The sequence below is a fragment of the Streptomyces sp. NBC_01260 genome (genome assembly GCF_036226405.1).
Classification (GTDB): Bacteria; Actinomycetota; Actinomycetes; order Streptomycetales; family Streptomycetaceae; genus Streptomyces; species Streptomyces laculatispora.
Genome location: NZ_CP108464.1, coordinates 1,838,383 through 1,857,729 on the forward strand (window position 1 = coordinate 1,838,383; position 19,347 = coordinate 1,857,729).

Sequence of the window (19,347 nt, forward strand, 5' to 3'; positions counted from 1 at the left end):
CTCGCCCAGCGTGAAACGGATCACCCATTCGAGCGAAGCCCCAGGGCCCCTCGTTTGGATCTTGCCTGGCTCACGGGGCCGGCACCGCACCCCGATCCACCCTGAACCCACCTGATCCAGGCGAAGGACCTAGCCGTTCAGCGTGTGGAGCCAGGCCGGATCGATCTTGCCCTCGGCGACGATGACGGCCGGTCCGGTCATCTCGATCTCGCCGTGCGGGTGCTCGGTGATCACCAGCGTGCCGCCGGGGAGGTCGACGGTGTAGGTGACCGGGGTGCCGGTCAGCGCGGGATCGGCCGCGTCCCGGCGGGCCGCCGCGACGGCCACGGCGCAGGCGCCGGTGCCGCAGGACCGGGTCTCCCCCGAGCCGCGCTCATGAACGCGCATGGCGACATGGCGGGGGCCGAGGTCCACGACGAATTCGATGTTGACCCCGTCGGGGTAGACCGCGGCCGGGCCGAAGGCCGGCTCGGAGAGCAGATCACCGGCGTGCGCCAGATCGTCGACGAAGGCGACCGCGTGCGGGTTGCCCATGTTCACGTTGCGGGCGTCCCAGCTGCGGTCCCCGACGGTGACCGTGACTCCGGCGGCCGGGAGCTGCGCGCGGCCCATGGAGACGGTGATGTCGCCGTCCTTGGCGAGGTGCACCTTCTTCACCCCGCCGCGGGTGGCGACCGCCAGATCGCCCTCCTCGACCGAGCCGGAGCGCTGGAGGTAGTGGGCGAAGACCCGTACGCCGTTGCCGCACATCTCGGCGATCGAGCCGTCCGCGTTGCGGTAGTCCATGAACCACTCGGCCTCGTCGGCCATGGCCCGCGCCTCGGGGTGGGCGGCGGACCGCACGACGTGCAGCAGCCCGTCCCCGCCGATACCGGCCCGGCGGTCGCAGAGCCCGGCGACGACGGAGGCGGGCAGGTCGACGGCGTTGTCCGGGTCCGGAACGATCACGAAGTCGTTCTCGGTGCCGTGGCCCTTGAGGAAGGCGATCTGCGAGGTGGTCACGGGACAACTGTACGAGGCTGCGCCGACAGCGCCGTGAACCGGCCGCCCGCGTGGAGGGGCTCCGGCCCTGCCGCCGGCAGGGCCGGGTCCGGCCCGGTCTCAGGAACGCAGTCGCGCCACGCGCCACACAGCCAGCGCGACCAGCGCCGCGCACACGGCGACGTAGAGCATGATCACGCGCCAGTCGGGGCGCTCCCCCGAGCCCTTGGACGGCAGTCCGGGCCAGGTGTGTCCGACGCGGCGGGCGGCCATCATGCCCCAGCCCGCGGCGCAGCAGCTGATCAGCAGTCCCAGCATGGCGACGACCGCGCCGCCGTCACCGAACTCGAAGGCGAGCGGGAAGGCGAACATCAGCGATCCCAGCGCGGCGAGGGTGACGATCGGCGCGAGCTGCCAGATACGCAGTCGGCGGGCGGGGCGAAGCTCTACCTCGACCTCGGGGGTCACATCGAGCTCATCGGGCCCGTCGGGGCTCAAGCGTCCTGCCTCGTGCTGCGTGTCCGGTGCGTCTTGTTCCGTGTCGCGAGGGCCGGCCTCCATCGCCACGCGCCCTCCCAACTCGGACTCCACTGGTCGATCGATGCTCGATGATGGCACGCCGCAGGTCGCCGAACTGACGGGCAGGGCTTCCCGATGCCATCACGTGATCAGGCTGTAACCGCTCGTTCGACCAACGCCATCGCCTGGCCCGGGAGTTCCCCGCGGTGCGCCGCGGCGCCGTTCAGCCAGTGGACGCGCGGGTCGCGGCGGAACCAGGAGTCCTGGCGGCGCGCGAACCGTTTGGTGGCGCGCACCGTCTCACCGCGCGCCTCGTCCTCGGTGCACTCCCCGGCCAGCGCGGCGAGCACCTGCTGATAGCCGAGCGCCCGGGAGGCGGTGCGTCCGTCCCGCAGCCCCCGCGCCTCCAGGGCGCGCACCTCGTCGACCAGTCCCGCGTCCCACATCCGGTCGACCCGCAGGGCGATGCGCTCGTCGAGTTCGGGGCGGGCCACGTCGACGCCGATCTGAACGGTGTCGTAGACCGCATCGTTACCGGGGAGGTTGGCGGTGAAGGGCTTGCCTGTGATCTCGATGACTTCGAGGGCCCGGACGATGCGCCGCCCGTTGCCCGGCAGGATGGCGCGGCCGGCTTCCGGGTCCGCCGCGGCGAGCCGGTCGTGCAGCGCGCCGGAGCCCCGCTCGGCCAGCTCCGCCTCCAGCGCGGCCCGGACGGCGGGATCCGTTCCCGGGAACTCCAGGGCGTCGATCGCGCCCTTCACGTAGAGGCCGGAGCCGCCCACCAGGACCGGGGTACGGCCCTCGGCGAGCAGCCGGTCGATCTCGGTGCGGGCCAGCCGCTGGTACTCCGCGACGCTGGCGGCCTCGGTCACGTCCCAGATGTCCAGCAGCAGGTGCGGGACGGACGCGCGCTCCGCGAGTGTCAGTTTCGCGGTGCCGATATCCATCCCCCGGTAGAGCTGCATGGAGTCGGCGTTGACCACCTCGCCCCCGAGCTGCTGGGCGAGGAACACCCCCAGGTCGGACTTTCCGGCTGCGGTGGGACCGACGACGGCGATGACCCGCGGTGCGGGAGCTGGACTTCTCACTGCGACAGTCTCGCAAACCCGGGGGCCTGTTCCCCAATGGACGACGTGACAGCCGGGACCGTGGCGCGTTCGGATGCCCTGTCAAGTAAAATGTCGAGTACATATGGACGTTTTCTCACGGTTCTGCCGATCGTCCTCCACGACCGCCGATGCCGCGGCCGGGAGAGTGCGCGACAGCGCGGCGGGTATCCGGGCCGGAGAGAACACCCGCAGGCAGTCCCCCAGCAGAGAAGGTGTCCGATGGGCTTCATGGACAATTTGAAGGCGAAGCTGAGCCCGGCGAAGGACAAGGTCAGCGACCTCGCGCAGCAGCACGGGGGCAAGATCGACGAGGGGCTCGAAAAGGCCGCGCGGACGGTGGACGAGAAGACCAAGGGCAAGTACAGCGACAAGATCGTGTCCGGCACCCAGAAGGCCAAGGACGCGGTGGAGCGGCTGTCCCACAAGGACGGGGGCACCACGCCGCCCGCTTCCTGACCCCGGTCCGGCAGGAGACCGTGACGGCCGCGGAGCGGCATCGCTCCGCGGCCCTCGTGCGTCCGCAGCGGACCCGGCCGGGGCCACCTCGCGGTCAAAGCCGCCGCAGGGTCAGGACCAGGCGGCGACCAGGTAGCCCACACCGTACGGCGCGTCGTCGTACAGCAGCCGGCCGTCCAGACCGACCCCCTGCGCGGCCCCCGCGAGCACCTGCCAGGGTGCGCGACCCGCGGCCTTCAGTTCGTGCCCCAGCGCCTCGTCCAGCGCGATCAGCGCACCGGTGTCCGCCGCGCCCAGCGCGCGCGAGGCGGCTGCGTCGAACTCCGTGGCGCGCTCGTCCAGGTAGCCCGGGGCCTTGACGGTGCGGCAGGCACTGCCGTCGCCCATCACCAGCAGCGCGACCCGGTCCGCCCGGGCGGCCAGCGCCCGCCCCGTGTCGGTGCAGCGGCCGGTCTCCAGGGTCTCGACCACGCCCAGCGCCTCGACCGGGGCATCCGCCCACCCGGTACGGGCCAGCAGCCAGGCGCCGACGGCGAGCGACGCCGGAAGAGGCCGGCCGGCGGCCGTGCCCAGGTCCCGCCCGAGCCGTACCGCGAGATCGACGCCGAACTCCTCGAAGGTGCCGGTGGCGCCCTCGGGACGGGGCCCGCTGCCCGTGAGGTCCGCCGGGCCGATCACGATCAGCAGATCGGGCCGGGAGGCGGCCAGCACGCCCAGTGCGTCGCTGCACGCGGTCCTCGCGGCGTCGAGCTCTGGCGCGGCACCGGCGGCGACGTCGGGGACCAGCAGGGGCGGACAGGGGCAGACAGCGGCGGCGACAAGCATGGTGGGCAGCGTACTGGCTGGGCGTCGCGTTCCCCTCGGCACGCTGACGCCCCGGGAGCGGTACGCCCTGCTGACGGAGCGGTGCCGCCGTCCCGGCGCGCGGGTGGTGGCGTCCGTCAGTCGCAGCCGCAACCCGGTGCCGAGGCGGCGGGCAGCGGTGCCGGGGCACCGATCCCGGGCAGGCCCAGCATCACGCCGGCGGGCTTGGCGGCCGCGGCGGCGTTGCGCTTCTCCCAGGCGTCCCCGGAGCGGGTCCGCCGCACCCCGACGGGTGCGCCCTCGGCGAGCAGGTGGTGCGGGGCGGCGTAACTGATCTCGACGGTCACCACATCGCCGGGCCGTACGTCCTGGTCCGGCTTGGTGAAGTGGACCAGGCGGTTGTCGGGGGCGCGGCCGGACAGCCGGTGGGTCGCGCCGTCCTTGCGGCCCTCGCCCTCCGCGACCATGACGTCCAGGGTGCGGCCGACCTGCTTCTTGTTCTCCGACCAGGAGATCTCCTCCTGGAGAACGGACAGGCGCATGTACCGCTCCTGGACGACCTCCTTGGGGATCTGCCCCTCCATGTCGGCGGCCGGGGTGCCGGGGCGCTTGGAGTACTGGAACGTGAAGGCGTTGGCGAACCGCGCCTCCCGGACCGCGTGCATGGTCTGCTCGAAGTCCTCCTCGGTCTCACCGGGGAAGCCGACGATGATGTCGGTGGAGATCGCGGCGTCCGGCATCGCGGCGCGCACCTTCTCGATGATGCCGAGGAAGCGTTCCTGCCGGTACGAGCGCCGCATCGCCTTCAGGATCGTGTCCGAGCCGGACTGCATCGGCATGTGGAGCTGCGGCATCACGTTCGGGGTCTCGGCCATCGCGGCGATCACGTCGTCCGTGAAGTCACGCGGGTGGGGCGAGGTGAAGCGGACCCGTTCCAGGCCCTCGATCCGCCCGCAGGCCCGCAGCAGCTTGGAGAAGGCCTCGCGGTCGCCGATGTCGGAGCCGTACGCGTTCACGTTCTGGCCGAGCAGGGTGATCTCGGAGACGCCCTCGGCGACCAGGGCCTCGATCTCGGCCAGGATGTCGCCGGTCCGGCGGTCCTTCTCCTTGCCGCGCAGCGCCGGGACGATACAGAAGGTGCAGGTGTTGTTGCAGCCGACGGAGATGGAGACCCAGGCGGCGTACGCGGACTCGCGGCGGGTGGGGAGCGTCGAGGGGAACGCCTCCAGGGATTCGGCGATCTCGATCTGCGCCTCCTCCTGGATACGGGCGCGCTCCAGCAGCACGGGCAGCTTGCCGATGTTGTGCGTACCGAAGACGACGTCGACCCAGGGAGCCCGCGCGACGATGGTGTCCCGGTCCTTCTGGGCGAGACAGCCGCCGACCGCGATCTGCATCCCGGGGCGCTTCGTCTTCATCGGGGCGAGCCGGCCGAGGTTGCCGTAGAGCTTGTTGTCGGCGTTCTCCCGCACCGCGCAGGTGTTGAAGACGACGACGTCCGCGTCTCCGTCGGAGCCCTCGGGCGCCCGTACGTAGCCGGCGTCCTCCAGCAGCCCCGACAGCCGCTCGGAGTCGTGGACGTTCATCTGGCACCCGTAGGTGCGCACCTCGTAGCTTTTTCTGACGTCCACTGCTTCGCTCCGGTTGCCGCTGCTCATGCGACAAGGGTAGGCGCTGCCCGGACACCTCCCGCCGCGGGCGGCTCCCGGACGGTTCTCCCGGCCGTCGCGTCGGCCGGGAGATCCGTCGGCACCCCTGGCCACGGCCGGGAACCACCTGGCAGGATCGCCGCCATGCTCCCGGCGGCACTGTCCCGAATCGGCCGGCGTCGCTCCCTGCGGGCCGGCGCCGCCCTCGTCGTCGTGCTCGGGCTGCTCCTGTGGTGGCTGCTCCCGCTCGGGGAGTCCACACCGAGCGGGAGCCTGTCGTTCAGCACCGGGGTCCGCAGCGGCGTCTACCAGCGCTACGGCGAGCGGCTGAAGGGCGCACTCGCCAAGGACCTGCCCGATGTGTCGGTACAGCTCCAGACCAGCGAGGGATCTCAGCAGAACATCGCCCGGGTGGCGACGGGCAAGGCCGATTTCACCATCGCGACCACCGACGCCGTAGCCACCTATCTGCGCGACGGGAAGCCGGGCGCCGAGCGGCTGCGTGGCTGTGTCCGGCTGTACGACGACTACATCCAGCTGGTCGTGGACCGGGGCTCGGAGATCCGCAAGGTCGCGGACCTGCGCGGCAAGAAGGTCGCGGTCGGGCAGCCGGGGTCGGGGGTGCGGCTGGTCGCCGACCGGCTGATGACGGCCGCCGGCCTGGACCCGGTCAACGACGTGACGGCGATACCGGCGGGCATCGACACCATGCCGAAGCTGCTGGAGGACGGCAAGCTCGACGCGTTCTTCTGGTCCGGCGGGCTGCCGACCACCGCGGTGGCGGATCTCTCGGACCGGTTCGCGATCCGGCTCGTCCCGCTGGAGGACCCGCTGATCAAGGAACTCCAGGCGGCGGGCGGTTCCACCCGCTACTACCGCTCGGCCGTGATGCCCGCCGACGCCTACCGCAACGCGCAGCAGGGCCAGGCGGTGCCCACCGTGGCCGTGGCCAATGTGCTGGTGACCACCGACCGTACGGACGCGACGATGACCGAGGCGTTCACCCGGACCGTGATCGACAGCCGGGACCGCATCGGGCGCGAGGTGCACGCCGCGCAGCTGGTGGATCTGCGGACCGCGATCTACACCGATCCGCTGCCGCTGCACGAAGGGGCCAGGCGCTACTACCGCTCGGTCAAACCCTGAGACCCGGCCCGGCCGCCGCGCGGTCGACTCAGCCGTCTCAGCCGTCTCAGCCGTGCGGCCCGTTGCGCGGCACCGACACCGTCACCCGCAGCCCGTGCGGTTCGTGCCGCTCGTAGGAGAGGGAGCCGCGGCTCGCGGCCAGGAGCGCCTGCGAGATGGAGAGGCCGAGGCCGGACCCCCGCACGTTCTGATGCTGGGAGCTGCGCCAGAAGCGGTCTCCGACGCGCTCCAGCTCCTGCTCGGTGAGACCTGGTCCGCGGTCCGCGACGACGACCGTGACGCATTCGCTCCCCGAGGCGACCGTGACCCGGACCTCCTCGTCGGCGGGGGTGAACTTGAGCGCGTTGTCGATGATGGCGTCGAGTGCGCTGGACAGGGCGATGGGGTCCGTCCAGGCCGTGACGGCAGGGGCGCCGTCCGCCCTCAGCCGTACGCCCTTCTCCTCGGCCACCGGTCGCCAGGACGAGACACGTTCGGCGGTGAGTGCGCCGATGTCCGTGAGCTGGAGATCGGCTGCGGCGTGCTCGGCCAGCGCCAGGTCGAGCAGATCGTCGAGGACCTGGCCGAGGCGCTTTCCCTCCGTGCGCACGGAGGCGATCTCCTCGTTGCCCTCAGGGAGTTCGAGGGCAAGCAGCTCGATCCGCAGCAGCAGCGCGGCCAGCGGGTTGCGCAACTGGTGCGAGGCGTCCGCGACGAAGGCGCGCTGCTGTTCCAGCACGTCCTCGACGTTGTCGGCCATCTCGTTGAACGAACGGGCCAGCCGCCTGAGTTCCGGCGGCCCGCCGGAGGCCGCCACCCGGGACCGCATCCGGCCGCTGGCGATGTCGTGGGCGGCCACGTCCAGGGTCCGCACCGGGAGCAGCACCCAGCCGGTGAGCCGGATCGCCGCGCCGACGGCCACCAGCATCGCGACCACCTCGCCCGCCGCGATCACCAGCCAGCCGCGGAGCGTGTCGGAACGCATCTGCGCGGTGGGCGAGTCGATGACGACGACGGCGATCACGTCGCCGTCGCGCACGACGGGCGAGGCGACGACCACCCGGCCGTCCTGCCAGGGCCAGACCTGCGGCGGATCGTGGCTTCGACGGCCGAGCAGCGCCTCGTTGAACGCCTCGCGGCCCTCGCCCTCGACCGGCAGCCGCCAGGTCGCCGGGGCCTTCGCCATCGCGGAGTCGTCACGGTAGAAGACACCCGCCCGGATGCCGTAGACGGAGTCGTACGTCTCCAGTTCCGTCTGGAGCGTGCGCCGCCGTTCGTCGTAGCCGTGAGTACGTTCGGTGATGAACTGGGCGAGGGCGGCGAAGCGTGCCGTGTCGTCGATCCGGTCGATCACGACGCCCTGCTGCTGAGCCGCGGCCACACTGACGGCCAGCGGGAAGCCGAGCGCGAGCAGGACACTCGCCATGAGAACGATGAGCAGCGGAAGCAGCCTGGTGCGCACCGGAGACGTACGCCTCTACGCGGACGGGGCGACGAGTCGGTAGCCGACCCCGCGCACGGTCTCGATCAGTGCGGGAAGCCGCAGCTTGGCGCGCAGGGAGGCGACGTGCACCTCAAGCGTGCGCCCCGTCCCCTCCCAGCTCGTGCGCCAGACCTCGCTGATGATCTGCTCCCGGCGGAACACCACACCGGGCCGCTGCGCGAGGAGTGCGAGGAGATCGAACTCCTTGCGGGTGAGCTGGACTTCACTCCCGTCGACGCTGACCCGCCGGGTGGGCAGCTCGATGTGGACATGGCCCAGCCGCAGCGCGGCGACGGGCGTGGGCCCGGTCTCCTCAGCGGCCGGCTTGCGCCGGCTGACGGCGTGGATACGGGCGAGGAGCTCGCCGGTGTCGTACGGCTTGGTCACGTAGTCGTCCGCGCCGAGGTTCAGCCCGTGGATCCGCGAGCGGACGTCGGCCCGTGCGGTCACCATGATCACCGGCACGGAACTGCGCTTGCGAATCTTCCCGCACACCTCGTAGCCGTCCTGGTCGGGCAGCCCCAGATCGAGGAGTACGACGCCGAAGGGTTCCGTATCCGCGGGGAGGAGGGCCTGGAGGGCCTCCTCGCCGCTGCGGGCGTGCACCACCTTGAAGCCGTGCCGGCCGAGGATGGCGGACAGGGCGGCGGCGACGTGGTTGTCGTCCTCGACGAGCAGCAGTCTCATGGCCCCCCTCTCCGAAAGGTGCGGTGTCGGTGCGATCGCGTACGCCCCTGGTCACTTCCCCGTATCGAGGTGTTTCACGTCAGGGTGTATCAAGGCATCCACTCCGATGACCGGTGGGCCAGTCAAGTGCCCGCCCGTTGCATCCGTGTTTCCGTTATGCACCCGGTACGCCCGGACGGCCCGCGTGACGTCCCGTTCACACGGAGTGTCCGGTTGCGGCCGGATCGTTATGCTCAATTTCCGCTCAGATGTAATGACGCTGGTCGCACTGCGTCACTAGGGTCCTTCCCAACCGAGGAGGACGGAGCAAGAAGCCGATGAGCGGAGTTTCAGTGACCAAGGGCGCCGAGGACGCTGCACCCGCGGCCGGCGACGACCTGGTCGTGCTGAGCAACGTCAACAAGCACTTCGGCGCGCTGCATGTGCTCCAGGACATCGACCTGACGATCGCCCGTGGCGAGGTCGTGGTCGTCATCGGGCCCTCGGGGTCCGGGAAGTCCACGCTGTGCCGCACGATCAACCGCTTGGAGACGATCGACTCGGGCGCGATCTCGATCGACGGGAAGCCGCTGCCCCAGGAGGGCAAGGAGCTGGCGCGGCTGCGTGCCGATGTCGGCATGGTCTTCCAGTCGTTCAATCTCTTCGCCCACAAGACGGTGCTGGAAAACGTGATGCTGGGCCAGCTCAAGGTCCGCAAGACGGAGAAGAAGGCGGCCGAGGACAAGGCGCGTTCGCTGCTCGACCGGGTGGGCGTGGCGACCCAGGCCGACAAGTACCCGTCCCAGCTCTCCGGTGGCCAGCAGCAACGTGTGGCGATCGCACGGGCGTTGGCGATGGACCCCAAGGTCATGCTGTTCGACGAGCCGACCTCCGCGCTCGACCCGGAGATGATCAACGAGGTGCTGGAGGTCATGCAGCAGCTCGCCCGCGACGGCATGACCATGGTCGTCGTCACCCATGAGATGGGTTTCGCCCGCTCAGCGGCGAACCGGGTCGTCTTCATGGCGGACGGGAAGATCGTCGAAGAGGCCGTGCCCGACCAGTTCTTCAGCAACCCGCGCAGTGACCGGGCCAAGGACTTCCTGTCGAAGATCCTTCACCACTGATGGAGCCTTCAGCGCCGGTCTCCGGACCGGCTGATCACTCACATCGCGTCAACTCTAGGGAATTTCACCATGCAGCTTCGTAAGGTCACCGCCGCCTCGGCCGCCGTGCTCGCCCTCGCCCTGACCGCCACCGCCTGTGGCTCCGACGACAAGGACGACTCGTCCGGTTCGGGCGGCGGCAAGAAGATCTCGATCGGTATCAAGATCGACCAGCCGGGTATCGGCCTGAAGACCCCGGACGGCAAGTTCACCGGCTTCGACGTCGATGTCGCCACGTACGTCGCCAAGGAACTGGGCTACGACGCCAAGGACATCAACTTCAAGGAGACCAAGAGCGCCGACCGCGAGACGTCGATCGACCGCGGTGACGTCAAGTTCATCGCCGCCTCCTACTCGATCAACGACGAGCGGCTGAAGAAGGTCGACTTCGCGGGTCCGTACCTCCTCGCCCACCAGGACATCCTGGTCCGCGCGGACGACACCTCGATCAAGTCGCCGAAGGATCTGAACAACAAGAAGCTCTGTTCGGTCACCGGCTCGACCTCGGCACAGAACGTCCACGACACGCTGGCCCCGAAGGCACAGCTCCAGGAGTACGGCGGCTACTCGGAGTGCCTGACCGGCCTGGAGAACAACGCCGTTGACGCGCTGACCACGGATGACAGCATCCTGGCCGGCTACGCCTCGCAGGACGCCAACAAGGGCAAGTTCAAGCTGGCCGGTTTCAAGATGACCAACGAGAACTACGGCATCGGCCTGAAGAAGGGCGACGCCGACCTCAAGAAGAAGATCAACGACGCGCTGACCAAGATGGTCTCGGACGGTTCGTGGGAGAAGGCCGTGAAGGCCAACTTCGGTCCGGCGGGCTACAAGAACGAGCCCGCCCCCAAGATCGGCAACGTCGTCAAGTGAAGCAGGGCTGACCGGGCGCGCCGCCACTGACGGCGGCGCGCCGTGCCCTCCTACACGCGGAAGCGCGGGAGATCGTGTTCGACTTTCTTGATGGTTACGACCTGCTGGGGGCCTTCTGGGTGACGGTGCAACTCACCGTCTACTCCGCCCTCGGCTCCCTCATATGGGGAACGCTGCTGGCCGGCATGAAGGTCAGCCCGGTCCCCCTGATGCGCGGTTTCGCGACCGGCTATGTGAACGTGGTCCGGAACATTCCGCTGACCGTGATCATTGTGTTCTCTTCGCTGGGCCTGTTCCAGACGCTCAACGTCAAGCTCGGTGCCAGTGACTTCACCGACATCAACTTCCGGCTCGCGGTTCTCGCTCTGAGCACGTACACGGCAGCGTTCGTCTGCGAAGCACTGCGATCCGGGATCAACACGGTGCCGGTCGGCCAGGCCGAAGCGGCTCGCGCTCTCGGCCTCAGCTTCACTCAGGTACTGCGGATGATCATCCTCCCGCAGGCCTTCCGCTCGGTCGTCAACCCGCTCTCCAACGTGCTGATCGCGCTGACGAAGAACACCACGGTCGCTTCCGCGATCGGTGTGGCGGAGGCCTCGTACCTGATGAAGGGCATGATCGAGGCAGAGGCCCAACTTCTGCTGATCGCGGCCATCTTCGCGTTCGGATTCATCGTTCTGACCCTCCCCACCGGCCTTCTTCTCGGCTGGGTGAGCAAGAAGGTGGCGGTGAAGCGATGAGCTCCGTCCTCTATGACGCCCAGGGACCGCGCGCCAAACGGCGCAACATCCTCTACACGGTCCTGTTCGTCCTCGTCGCCGCGGTCGTGGTGTGGTGGGTGTACGACGGCCTCGCCTCCAAGCACCAGCTCGACTGGATCAAGTGGAAGCCCTTCTTCACCAGCTCCCAGCCGTGGGAGACGTACCTCTGGCCAGGGCTCTGGAACACGCTGAAGGCGGCGTTCTTCGCGCTGATCATCGCGCTGCCGCTGGGAGCCCTGTTCGGTATCGGCCGGCTTTCGGACCACCGGTGGATGCGGGCGCCGTCCGGTGTGGTGGTGGAGTTCTTCCGGGCCATTCCGGTGCTGATCCTGATGATCATCGCAAACGCGATGTACTCCGAGTACACGAGCATCAGCACCGACACCCGTCCCCTGTACGCCGTGATCACCGGACTGGTGCTCTACAACGCGTCGGTGCTCGCCGAGATCGTGCGCGCCGGCATCCAGACCCTCCCGCAGGGGCAGACCGACGCCGCCAAGGCGATCGGCATGCGCAAGGGCCAGACGATGGTCTTCGTGCTGCTGCCTCAGGCGGTCACCGCGATGCTCCCCGCGATCGTCAGCCAGCTCGTGGTCATCGTGAAGGACACCGCCTTGGGTGGCGCGATGATGACGTTCCCCGAACTGCTGGCGTCCGTCCGGCCGATGTCGGCCAACTACGGGGCGAACACCATCGCGTGCTTCACCGTCATCGCCCTGATCTACATCGCGGTGAATTTCTCCCTCACCTCGTTCGCGAGCTGGCTGGAGCGGCGGCTGCGGCAACGGAAGAAGAGCGACGGCAAGAAGGGCGCACCGACGACGGTCGGTGAGCCGGTGCTCGTCATGGACTCGACCTCCGCCTGACGGCTCGTCGGTAGACATCCCGCGAGGGGCGGTGGCGCATTCGCCACCGCCCCTCGCCGCGTTCCGGTGTCACTTGACGCAAGCACCGGCAGTAGGTTGCATACGTTCTGTGATCGCGCATCGAGCCCCCTACGCCGCCGCATCCCCGTCGCCGCCGTCCCCGACCCCGTGGGCCGACGCGGCCCGTCCGCTCTCCACATGCGCCTCCACGCGTCCGACCGCACACGTTCCGGGAGCCGCGCCGTGGACCCGGTGATCATCGTCGGTGCCGGGCCGGTCGGCCTGGTGCTGTCGCTCGCCCTCGCGGCACAGGGAGTGCCTTCCGTGCTCCTCGACGAGGACCCCGGCAAGGACGAGACACGCCCGGCCCGCACGGTCGTGCTCCGGGAGGACACCGCAGCCCTGGTGGAGCGGCTCGGCTGCAAGGCGCTCCAGGACGAGGGCCTTCGCTGGTCCGGCTGGCGGTCCCTGCGCCGCAAGCAGCTGGTACGCGAACTGCCGCTCGGCGAAGGCGCCCCGTCGGGGAACCCGCCGGCCGCCCCCGTCCATGTCCCGCAGCATGCGCTGGTGCGCGGACTGCGGGACGCGGTGGCCGCGCAGGACCTCGTCCGGACGACGGGGCCCAGCCGGATCGACACGCTGGAGCAGGACCCGGCCGGGGTCACCGTGCACACCAGGGAGCCCGGTTCGACCTGGTGGCGGGGGAGTTACCTGGTCGGCTGCGACGGGGCGCGGTCCACTGTGCGCAAGCTCCTCGACATCCGGTTCCCCGGACGTACGGCGGTGGAGCGGCATGCCGTCGCCGCACTGCGCACCGAACTGCCCTGGCCGGGCGAGGCCGTACTGCACCGGCTGCCGCCCTGGCGCACCGGTGGCGCCGAGGTGACCGCACGGCCGCTGCCGGACGATGTCTGGCGGCTGGACTGGCTGCTGCCGCCACGTGGCGAGCTCGTCACGCCCGATGTCCTGGTCGCCCGGGTCCGGGACACCCTGGCGGGCTGGTGCGGCGAGACGCCCCCGTACGAGCTGCTGGACACCGGCGTCTACACGCTGCACCACCGGCTCGCCCGGCGGTGGCGGGTGAAGCGGGCCTTCCTCGCCGGGGACGCCGCCCATCTGCTGGGCGCGCTCGGCACCCAGGGGCTGGACGAGGGGCTGCGGGACGCCGAGAACCTGGCCTGGAAACTGGCGCTGGCCTGGCATCACGGCGCGTCCGACGTGCTCCTGGACAGCTACCAGGCCGAGCGACGGGCCGCGGTCGCCTCGCGGCTCCGCGCCGCCGACCAGTCGCTGCCGATACTGCGGGGCGGCGGCGGACTGCGGACCCTGGTCCCTGGGAGCGCACGGGGGCACGATTCGCTGCTCACCGACGGACATCTGGGCTGCGGCCCCCTCGGTGCGCCCCCTTCATACTCCCTGTCCCCCCTTGCGCCCCCACGCGCCGAGGCGCACGTCTCCGTGGGTACGCCCCCCGGTGCGCCGGTCGCCGATGTGCGGGTGACTGCGCCGGACGGCACGCGCGTAGGGCTCCGGGAGCGGCTGGGACAGGGGCAGCTGCTGGTGGTCCTGGTGGCCCCCGGCACCGGTGTGTGGGACCGGCGGCACTGGATGCGGGCGGGGGTCATGCCCCGGCTCGTCGAGGCGGTGGACGCCCTGCCGGTGAAGGGTGAACTGCTGGTGGCGGAGAGCTATCCGGGGGCGCCCGCGCACACCGTTCTGCTGGTCAGGCCGGACGGTCACCTCGTGGAGTCGTTCGGCGGGGTACGGCCCGCGGACCTCCTCGCGGCGGCGGAAGCGGCGCGCGGCGGCGCGGCCCGCACCTCCGAACGCTCCGACCGCACCGCAGACATCAATTGACCCCCGCAGGCGCACATGGTCTACTCCGGAACATGACCGACACCGATGTGCGCCTGTGGCGGAGGGTCCATATGGACCTGCTCCGCTATGCGGGCTGCGTGTGTCGCCCGTCCTGCTGAATCGCCTTCTGCTGCTCCGCCGTGCGCCACGACGTACGGCGTGAGCATCCGCGCGAACTCTCAGGACGGTCCCCTTGTCTGCCTCTCCCTCCCCTGTTTCCGTACGCACGTCCGCTTCCGGTCCGACGGCCGCGGAACTACTCGACTTCGTCCGCCGTACCGCCGCGGACGAAGGCCTCATCGCCTCGCTCCCCCTCGATCCCGAGGGCCGGACCTGGACCCGGCTCGACGGGCCCGGCGGCAGTGAGGCCTGGCTGATCGGCTGGCCGCCCGGCACCGGCACCGGCTGGCACGACCACGCCGACTCGATCGGCGCCTTCCTGACCGCGAGCGGCACGCTCAAGGAGCACTCGCTCGCGGCGCGGCTGCCCACCGACGGGTGGAGGACCCTGGAACTGACCGAGGACATCGACCTCTCACGGGAGTTGGCGCCAGGCCGGGGCAGGGCCTTCGGCAGGCACCATGTGCACGAGGTGCTGAACGAATCCGCCACGGAGCACGCCGTATCCGTCCACGCGTACTATCCGCCGCTGCCACAGATCCGGCGCTACAGCCGCACCGGTGCGGTGCTCCGTCTCGAACAGACCGAACGTCCGGAGGACTGGCAGTGAGCGACGAACCGCACGACGGCACGGAACGGGTCGGCGCCGAGCCGACCGGTACGCGACGGGTTGGTACGGAGCCTGTTGGTACGAAGCCGGTCGGGATCGATGAGCTCCTGGAGCGGGTCCGGTCCGGGTACGAGCGGCTCGAACCCGATGAGGCCGGCGCGGCGGCTGCCCAGGGGGCCCTGCTCGTCGACATCCGCTATGCGGAGCTGCGTACCCGGGACGGGCTGATCCCGGGCGCGCTGGTCGTCGAGCGCAATGAGCTGGAGTGGCGGCTGGACCCACAGGGGAGCCATCGCGCGGCGGAGGCGGTGAGTCACGGTCTCCGGATCGTGGTGATCTGCGACGAGGGCTACGCGTCGAGCCTCGCCGTCGAGTCCCTGCACCGGCTCGGGCTGCACCGGGCAACCGATCTGGTCGGCGGCTTCCAGGCCTGGCGCGCGGCGGGGCTCCCGGTCGACGCATGACCGGGAGCCACGGCCTGGGGAAGACGGGGCCGGCCCTCGCCCGGGGCCTGCCGGTCACTGACTCGATGTGACGGCCTCCACCGGGCGGGCCTTCAGCGCCACCCTGCCCGGCAGCGCCGTGGCGGTCAGGGCCAGCAGCGCCGCGGCGCCCGCCACCGCCGCGTACACCAGCGGCAGAACGGCGGGTGCCGCGCTGCCCGTCATACCGATACTGAACGCGGTCAGCACGGCGAGTGCGATTCCGGTGCCGAGAACGGCGGCGATCAGCAGGACCGACACGGTCTCGATACGGAGCATCCGCAGCACCTGGCGTCGCGTCGCTCCGGCCAGCCGGAGCAACGCGAACTCCTTGAGCCGCTCCGACACCGACATGGCGAGCGTGTTGACGACCGCGATGGCGGTGAAGGCCAGGACGAGGCCCATGGCGAGATAGTTGACCTCGGCGTTCTCCTGCTGCCGGTCCGCCTGGAGCCGGTCGGCGGCCGTCGGGGCCAGAACGGCGATACCGGGGAACCTCCTTACGGAGGCGGCCAGTGCGCTGCGAGAAGCGTCTCCGGCCACCAGGACGGTCGCGGCCAGTGGGTTGTCCATGTGGCGGGCGACCAGTTCGTGCGGCAGCGTCAGATCACCGAAGCCCAGCCCGCGGTGATAGACGGCGGCAACCGTGAGGGTGGCGGGTGTCCCGTCACCGAGGTGCAGCTCCAGCTTGCTGCCGGGGTGGAGACCGAGCCGGTCGGCGGCGAGTTCGCTGATCGCGGCGGTGCGTGGGTCCGCGGTGAACGCGGCGATCGAACCGCTCGTCACCTCGGGGTCCCAGGTGCGGACGAGGCCGGCCGCCGTGATCCCCTGGGCCGGGTACTTGTCGAGCCCGACCCGGACCGTGGTCCGGACGACCTCCGTCGCGGCGGTGACACCCGGCGTCGCGCGGACCGCGTCGACGGCGGCGGACGGGACGCCGGGGCCCTGTGCGCCCAGTACCCAGGTCGCACGGGTGCCCTCCCGGGCCTGGGCCAGGGCGGCGTTCCCGAGGGTCGGCTGGATGAAGATCACCGTGCAGGTCATGCCGATGAGCAGGGTGAGCGGGGTGACGACGGAGGCCATCCGGGTGGAGTTCCCGCGGATGTTGGCGTTGGCCAGCTTCCCCATGGGTCCGGCAGGCCGGAGCACCGGCCTCAGCAGGACAGCGGCCGCCCGTACGAGGTACGGGCCCAGGAGCGACACCGACGTGGCCAGCACCACCACGGCGAGGAAGGTGACGGGGGTCGAGGCGGCCTCGGTGCGCAGGATGCTCAGTACGGCGACCAGTACGCCGCCGCCGATGAGCAGGACCAGGCCGGCGACGGTCCGCGCACGGGCGGGGCGGGCGCGCTCGACCGCGGCTTCGGCCATGGCCTCGGCCGGGCGGAGTCCTGCGATGCGGCGGCCCGCGATCCGCGCGGCGGCCCAGGCGCCGATGAGCGTGACGGCCACGGCGACGCAGGCCGGGAAGATGCCTGCCGTCCGCTCCAGGGTCGCCGGGATCGCTCCTGTGTCGATGAATCGACTGTTCAGCCAGCCGGCGAGCGGCAGTCCCGCCAGCGCGCCCAGCACCCCGGCGACGGCACCGACCACCAGTGCCTCACGGCCGAGCAGCCGGCGGATCTGCCGTGAGGTGGCGGCGATGGTGCGGAGCAGGGCCAGTTCACGGTGGCGCTGCTGGATGGAGAGCGCGAACGTGCCGACGACGACGAGCACGGCGACCAGCAGGGAGGTACCGCCCATGGCCGCACCCATGGAGATGAGCTTGACGCGGGCGCCCGCCGCGTCCAGGAACTCGACCGGCCCGCGGTCGTCACCCGTGGCGACCCGGGCAGTCGTTCCCTCAAGGGCATGGGCGACCTGCTGCTTCAACCGGCCGAGGTCCGTCCCGGATGCGGGCAGCACGCCGAACGCGCTGACCCGGCCGGGGCGGGCGGCGAGACGCTCGGCCTCCGCCGTGGAGAAGAACAGCGAGGCCTGTTGCCGGAGTTGACCACGGCCGTCCGGGGCCGCGATGCCGCTGACACGGTACGTGCGAGGAGCCCGGGTGGACTGCACGGTGAGCCGGTCACCGGTCGTCAGGCCGGCCCGTTCGGCGAGGCCCCGGTCGATCACCACATCGTCGCCGGTGGCCGGTGCGCGGCCTGCGGTGAGGGCGAACGGGGTGAGCGGGGCGGAGGTCCACGCGTGGCCGTAGGACGGCGGACCGGCAGCTCCCTCACCCGTGGGGAGGCCGAGCGGCACGGCGAGGAAGGTCAGTTCGGGGACGACCGCGCGGACGCCCTCCAGGTCACGGAGCCGGTCGGCGTCGCCCGCGGGGAGCCAGGCACGTTCGGCGACCGGCTTCGCCTTGTGCTTGACCTTGGTCTTTCCGTTGCCCTTGTGCTTGACGGTGGTCCGGTGAACGTTCTGGTCGGCGGAGACGACGAGCGGCGTCGCGGCATAGCGTTCGGTGGCGATACGCCCGCGCAGGCCGGTCTCCAGCAGGGTGCCGCAGGCGGTGACGAGAGCTGCGGCGCACATGAGGGCCAGCAGTGCTCCGAGGAATCCGCCCTTGCGGTGTCTGATGGTCCGCAGGGCGTAGCGCAGCATCATAATGCGTCCGTCTCTTTTCCGTTGTCGTCTGCGGTGTTGTTGCCCGGGCCGCTGCCGTCACCGGGCCTGCGTGCGCCGGGCTCCGGAGGCACGTCGTCGGCCACGCAGCCGTAGCGGGCCGGCTCGCGCAGGTGGTGGCCGGTGGCCGCGGTGTCCGGGCCCAGGGCGCGTGCGAGGGGCGTGGCCGTCGCGGGGCGGTGCCTGCCCAGGTGCTGACGGATCTGCCGGCGTCGCGGCTGGGCCAGGCCGTGTCCGTGGAGGCCCGCCTGCTCCGTGATCTCGGTACCACCGGGCTTCTCTGGCATGCGTCACAGACTGCTCTGTGCACAGGCGCCTGTGCACTGGAGCGTTCCGCCGTCTTCGTGCGGGGGCTTTCCCCCGTACCAAGGGCACGTCCAGGCCCGCGCGCCCAAGAGCACTTCCCGGCCCGAATCCGTCGCGACACACCCGTATGGCCTCGCTCGGGTGGAGCGATCCCCGCGCGGGACAGACATTCGCCTCAACGACAAGGACCGCTACGACGGGGAGCCCGCACCGATGCCGACCACCGCCCTCACCCCTGACGAGTTCGACATCCGGGCCGCTCGTCTCCACGACACGGATGCGTGGCGGCAGATCGTCACGGGCTGGGACCTCACGGCCCCGGAACCCGTACCTCCCGCCCCGGCCGTACCCGAGCCGGACGACCCGTCACGCTCGACGTACCCGCTGCGTCCGTCGCGCCCGTCGCAGGGGGACCTCGCCGGCTGGCGTGACCTGCTGTCCGTGCCGGTCGATCAACTGATCGCGGATACGGTCCGCGCCCTGCCCGCCACCGCGCCGCGCGAGCGCCCGCTCCCCGGGCGCCTCGGTGCGGTACTGCCCGACCGGCTCCACTCCTGGCGGCGCATCGGACAACCCGATGTGCGGCCCTCCACCCATCTCGCCCATGCGCGGCAGATCCTGACCGAGTGGGGCTGGCAGAACACCCCGTACCGGCTTCGCAACGCGAGGGGCGCCCGCTGTGTCTGCGGTGCCATGCTCACCGCGCACCGCCTCGGATACGGCTCGCCGGCCACCGTCGACCGGGCCGGCGCCTGGCTGATCACCGAGCTCCGCTCGCAGGGCTGGACCGGGTTGATCGGACCGTGGAACCGGTGCCCCGGACGTACGGCCGCAGACGCCCTCGCCCTGATCGACGCCACCGTCAACCGCGCCGCCCGCGCCGGGCAGTGAGGGCGCAGAA

General features: G+C 70.8%; 20 protein-coding genes. 11 read left to right on the forward strand and 9 right to left on the reverse strand.

The features are described from left to right. Positions 1 to 129: 129 nt before the first annotated feature. From dapF to miaA, 3 genes are all read right to left on the reverse strand, one after another. Positions 130 to 1,002 (reverse strand): diaminopimelate epimerase, encoded by an 873-nt coding sequence (gene dapF / locus OG322_RS07990; RefSeq protein ID WP_124285382.1) that lies wholly within the window; start codon positions 1,000 to 1,002, stop codon positions 130 to 132. A gap of 99 nt (positions 1,003 to 1,101) precedes the next feature. Next, the gene (locus tag OG322_RS07995) at positions 1,102 to 1,542 is read right to left on the reverse strand and encodes a hypothetical protein (RefSeq protein WP_123462763.1); all 441 of its coding nucleotides are present in this window, start codon (positions 1,540 to 1,542) and stop codon (positions 1,102 to 1,104) included. A 107-nt stretch (positions 1,543 to 1,649) separates the two neighbouring features. Then, positions 1,650 to 2,588 carry a tRNA (adenosine(37)-N6)-dimethylallyltransferase MiaA gene (gene miaA, locus OG322_RS08000; RefSeq protein ID WP_329306252.1) on the reverse strand — a complete coding sequence of 313 codons (939 nt, stop codon included), beginning with the start codon at positions 2,586 to 2,588 and terminating at the stop codon, positions 1,650 to 1,652. A 240-nt stretch (positions 2,589 to 2,828) separates the two neighbouring features. On the opposite strand from miaA, the gene OG322_RS08005 reads away from it, so the two are divergent. Next, positions 2,829 to 3,065, forward strand: a complete 237-nt coding sequence (locus tag OG322_RS08005) for an antitoxin (protein WP_123462759.1) — start codon at positions 2,829 to 2,831, stop codon at positions 3,063 to 3,065. 111 nt (positions 3,066 to 3,176) lie between these two features. On the opposite strand, the gene OG322_RS08010 is transcribed toward OG322_RS08005, so the two are convergent. Together OG322_RS08010 and miaB are read right to left on the reverse strand one after the other, a co-directional pair. Next, complete coding sequence (locus tag OG322_RS08010; protein WP_123462756.1) at positions 3,177 to 3,890, reverse strand: class III extradiol dioxygenase subunit B-like domain-containing protein; 714 nt, start codon at positions 3,888 to 3,890, stop codon at positions 3,177 to 3,179. 116 nt (positions 3,891 to 4,006) lie between these two features. Next, positions 4,007 to 5,527 (reverse strand): tRNA (N6-isopentenyl adenosine(37)-C2)-methylthiotransferase MiaB, encoded by a 1,521-nt coding sequence (gene miaB / locus OG322_RS08015; protein ID WP_123462754.1) that lies wholly within the window; start codon positions 5,525 to 5,527, stop codon positions 4,007 to 4,009. A gap of 135 nt (positions 5,528 to 5,662) precedes the next feature. On the opposite strand from miaB, the gene OG322_RS08020 reads away from it, so the two are divergent. Continuing rightward, on the forward strand, positions 5,663 to 6,664 hold the full coding sequence (locus OG322_RS08020) for a TAXI family TRAP transporter solute-binding subunit (RefSeq protein ID WP_266410837.1): 1,002 nt from the start codon (positions 5,663 to 5,665) through the stop codon (positions 6,662 to 6,664). A 46-nt stretch (positions 6,665 to 6,710) separates the two neighbouring features. Here the strand turns inward: OG322_RS08020 and OG322_RS08025 are convergent, their stop codons facing one another. Both OG322_RS08025 and OG322_RS08030 read right to left on the reverse strand, forming a co-directional pair. Beyond that, a complete protein-coding gene (locus tag OG322_RS08025; RefSeq protein WP_329306253.1) occupies positions 6,711 to 8,105 on the reverse strand; it encodes a sensor histidine kinase in 1,395 nt (464 codons plus the stop codon). A 15-nt stretch (positions 8,106 to 8,120) separates the two neighbouring features. Beyond that, entirely contained in the window at positions 8,121 to 8,813 is a 693-nt protein-coding gene (locus OG322_RS08030) for a response regulator transcription factor (RefSeq protein ID WP_123462748.1), read from the reverse strand. Positions 8,814 to 9,130: 317 nt separating this feature from the next. On the opposite strand from OG322_RS08030, the gene OG322_RS08035 reads away from it, so the two are divergent. The 8 genes from OG322_RS08035 (at position 9,131) to OG322_RS08070 (ending at position 15,509) form a co-directional block, all read left to right on the forward strand. Next, the gene (locus tag OG322_RS08035) at positions 9,131 to 9,919 is read left to right on the forward strand and encodes an amino acid ABC transporter ATP-binding protein (RefSeq protein WP_123462746.1); all 789 of its coding nucleotides are present in this window, start codon (positions 9,131 to 9,133) and stop codon (positions 9,917 to 9,919) included. A 69-nt stretch (positions 9,920 to 9,988) separates the two neighbouring features. Then, positions 9,989 to 10,831, forward strand: a complete 843-nt coding sequence (locus OG322_RS08040; protein WP_123462744.1) for a glutamate ABC transporter substrate-binding protein — start codon at positions 9,989 to 9,991, stop codon at positions 10,829 to 10,831. 74 nt (positions 10,832 to 10,905) lie between these two features. Then, complete coding sequence (locus tag OG322_RS08045) at positions 10,906 to 11,571, forward strand: amino acid ABC transporter permease (protein ID WP_123462742.1); 666 nt, start codon at positions 10,906 to 10,908, stop codon at positions 11,569 to 11,571. Then, positions 11,568 to 12,458, forward strand: a complete 891-nt coding sequence (locus OG322_RS08050) for an amino acid ABC transporter permease (protein WP_123462740.1) — start codon at positions 11,568 to 11,570, stop codon at positions 12,456 to 12,458. The genes OG322_RS08045 and OG322_RS08050 overlap by 4 nt, the downstream gene beginning before the upstream one ends. A gap of 243 nt (positions 12,459 to 12,701) precedes the next feature. Further along, positions 12,702 to 14,315, forward strand: coding sequence for an FAD-dependent monooxygenase (locus OG322_RS08055; protein ID WP_123462738.1), 1,614 nt, complete (start codon positions 12,702 to 12,704; stop codon positions 14,313 to 14,315). A 32-nt stretch (positions 14,316 to 14,347) separates the two neighbouring features. After that, the gene (locus tag OG322_RS08060; protein ID WP_311307652.1) at positions 14,348 to 14,434 is read left to right on the forward strand and encodes a putative leader peptide; all 87 of its coding nucleotides are present in this window, start codon (positions 14,348 to 14,350) and stop codon (positions 14,432 to 14,434) included. 74 nt (positions 14,435 to 14,508) lie between these two features. Continuing rightward, on the forward strand, positions 14,509 to 15,045 hold the full coding sequence (locus tag OG322_RS08065) for a cysteine dioxygenase (RefSeq protein WP_123462736.1): 537 nt from the start codon (positions 14,509 to 14,511) through the stop codon (positions 15,043 to 15,045). After that, positions 15,042 to 15,509, forward strand: a complete 468-nt coding sequence (locus OG322_RS08070; protein ID WP_443066532.1) for a rhodanese-like domain-containing protein — start codon at positions 15,042 to 15,044, stop codon at positions 15,507 to 15,509. Before OG322_RS08065 ends, OG322_RS08070 begins: the two co-directional genes overlap by 4 nt. A 54-nt stretch (positions 15,510 to 15,563) precedes the next feature. Here OG322_RS08070 and OG322_RS08075 read toward each other — a convergent pair whose 3' ends face one another. Then, the gene (locus tag OG322_RS08075) at positions 15,564 to 18,122 is read right to left on the reverse strand and encodes an FtsX-like permease family protein (protein WP_123462732.1); all 2,559 of its coding nucleotides are present in this window, start codon (positions 18,120 to 18,122) and stop codon (positions 15,564 to 15,566) included. Beyond that, positions 18,119 to 18,427, reverse strand: a complete 309-nt coding sequence (locus OG322_RS08080; RefSeq protein ID WP_123462730.1) for a helix-turn-helix transcriptional regulator — start codon at positions 18,425 to 18,427, stop codon at positions 18,119 to 18,121. The genes OG322_RS08075 and OG322_RS08080 overlap by 4 nt, the downstream gene beginning before the upstream one ends. A gap of 232 nt (positions 18,428 to 18,659) precedes the next feature. Between OG322_RS08080 and OG322_RS08085 the strand changes: the two genes are divergently transcribed. Then, positions 18,660 to 19,337 carry a DUF6197 family protein gene (locus tag OG322_RS08085; RefSeq protein WP_266413087.1) on the forward strand — a complete coding sequence of 226 codons (678 nt, stop codon included), beginning with the start codon at positions 18,660 to 18,662 and terminating at the stop codon, positions 19,335 to 19,337. The last annotated feature ends 10 nt before the right edge of the window (positions 19,338 to 19,347 follow it).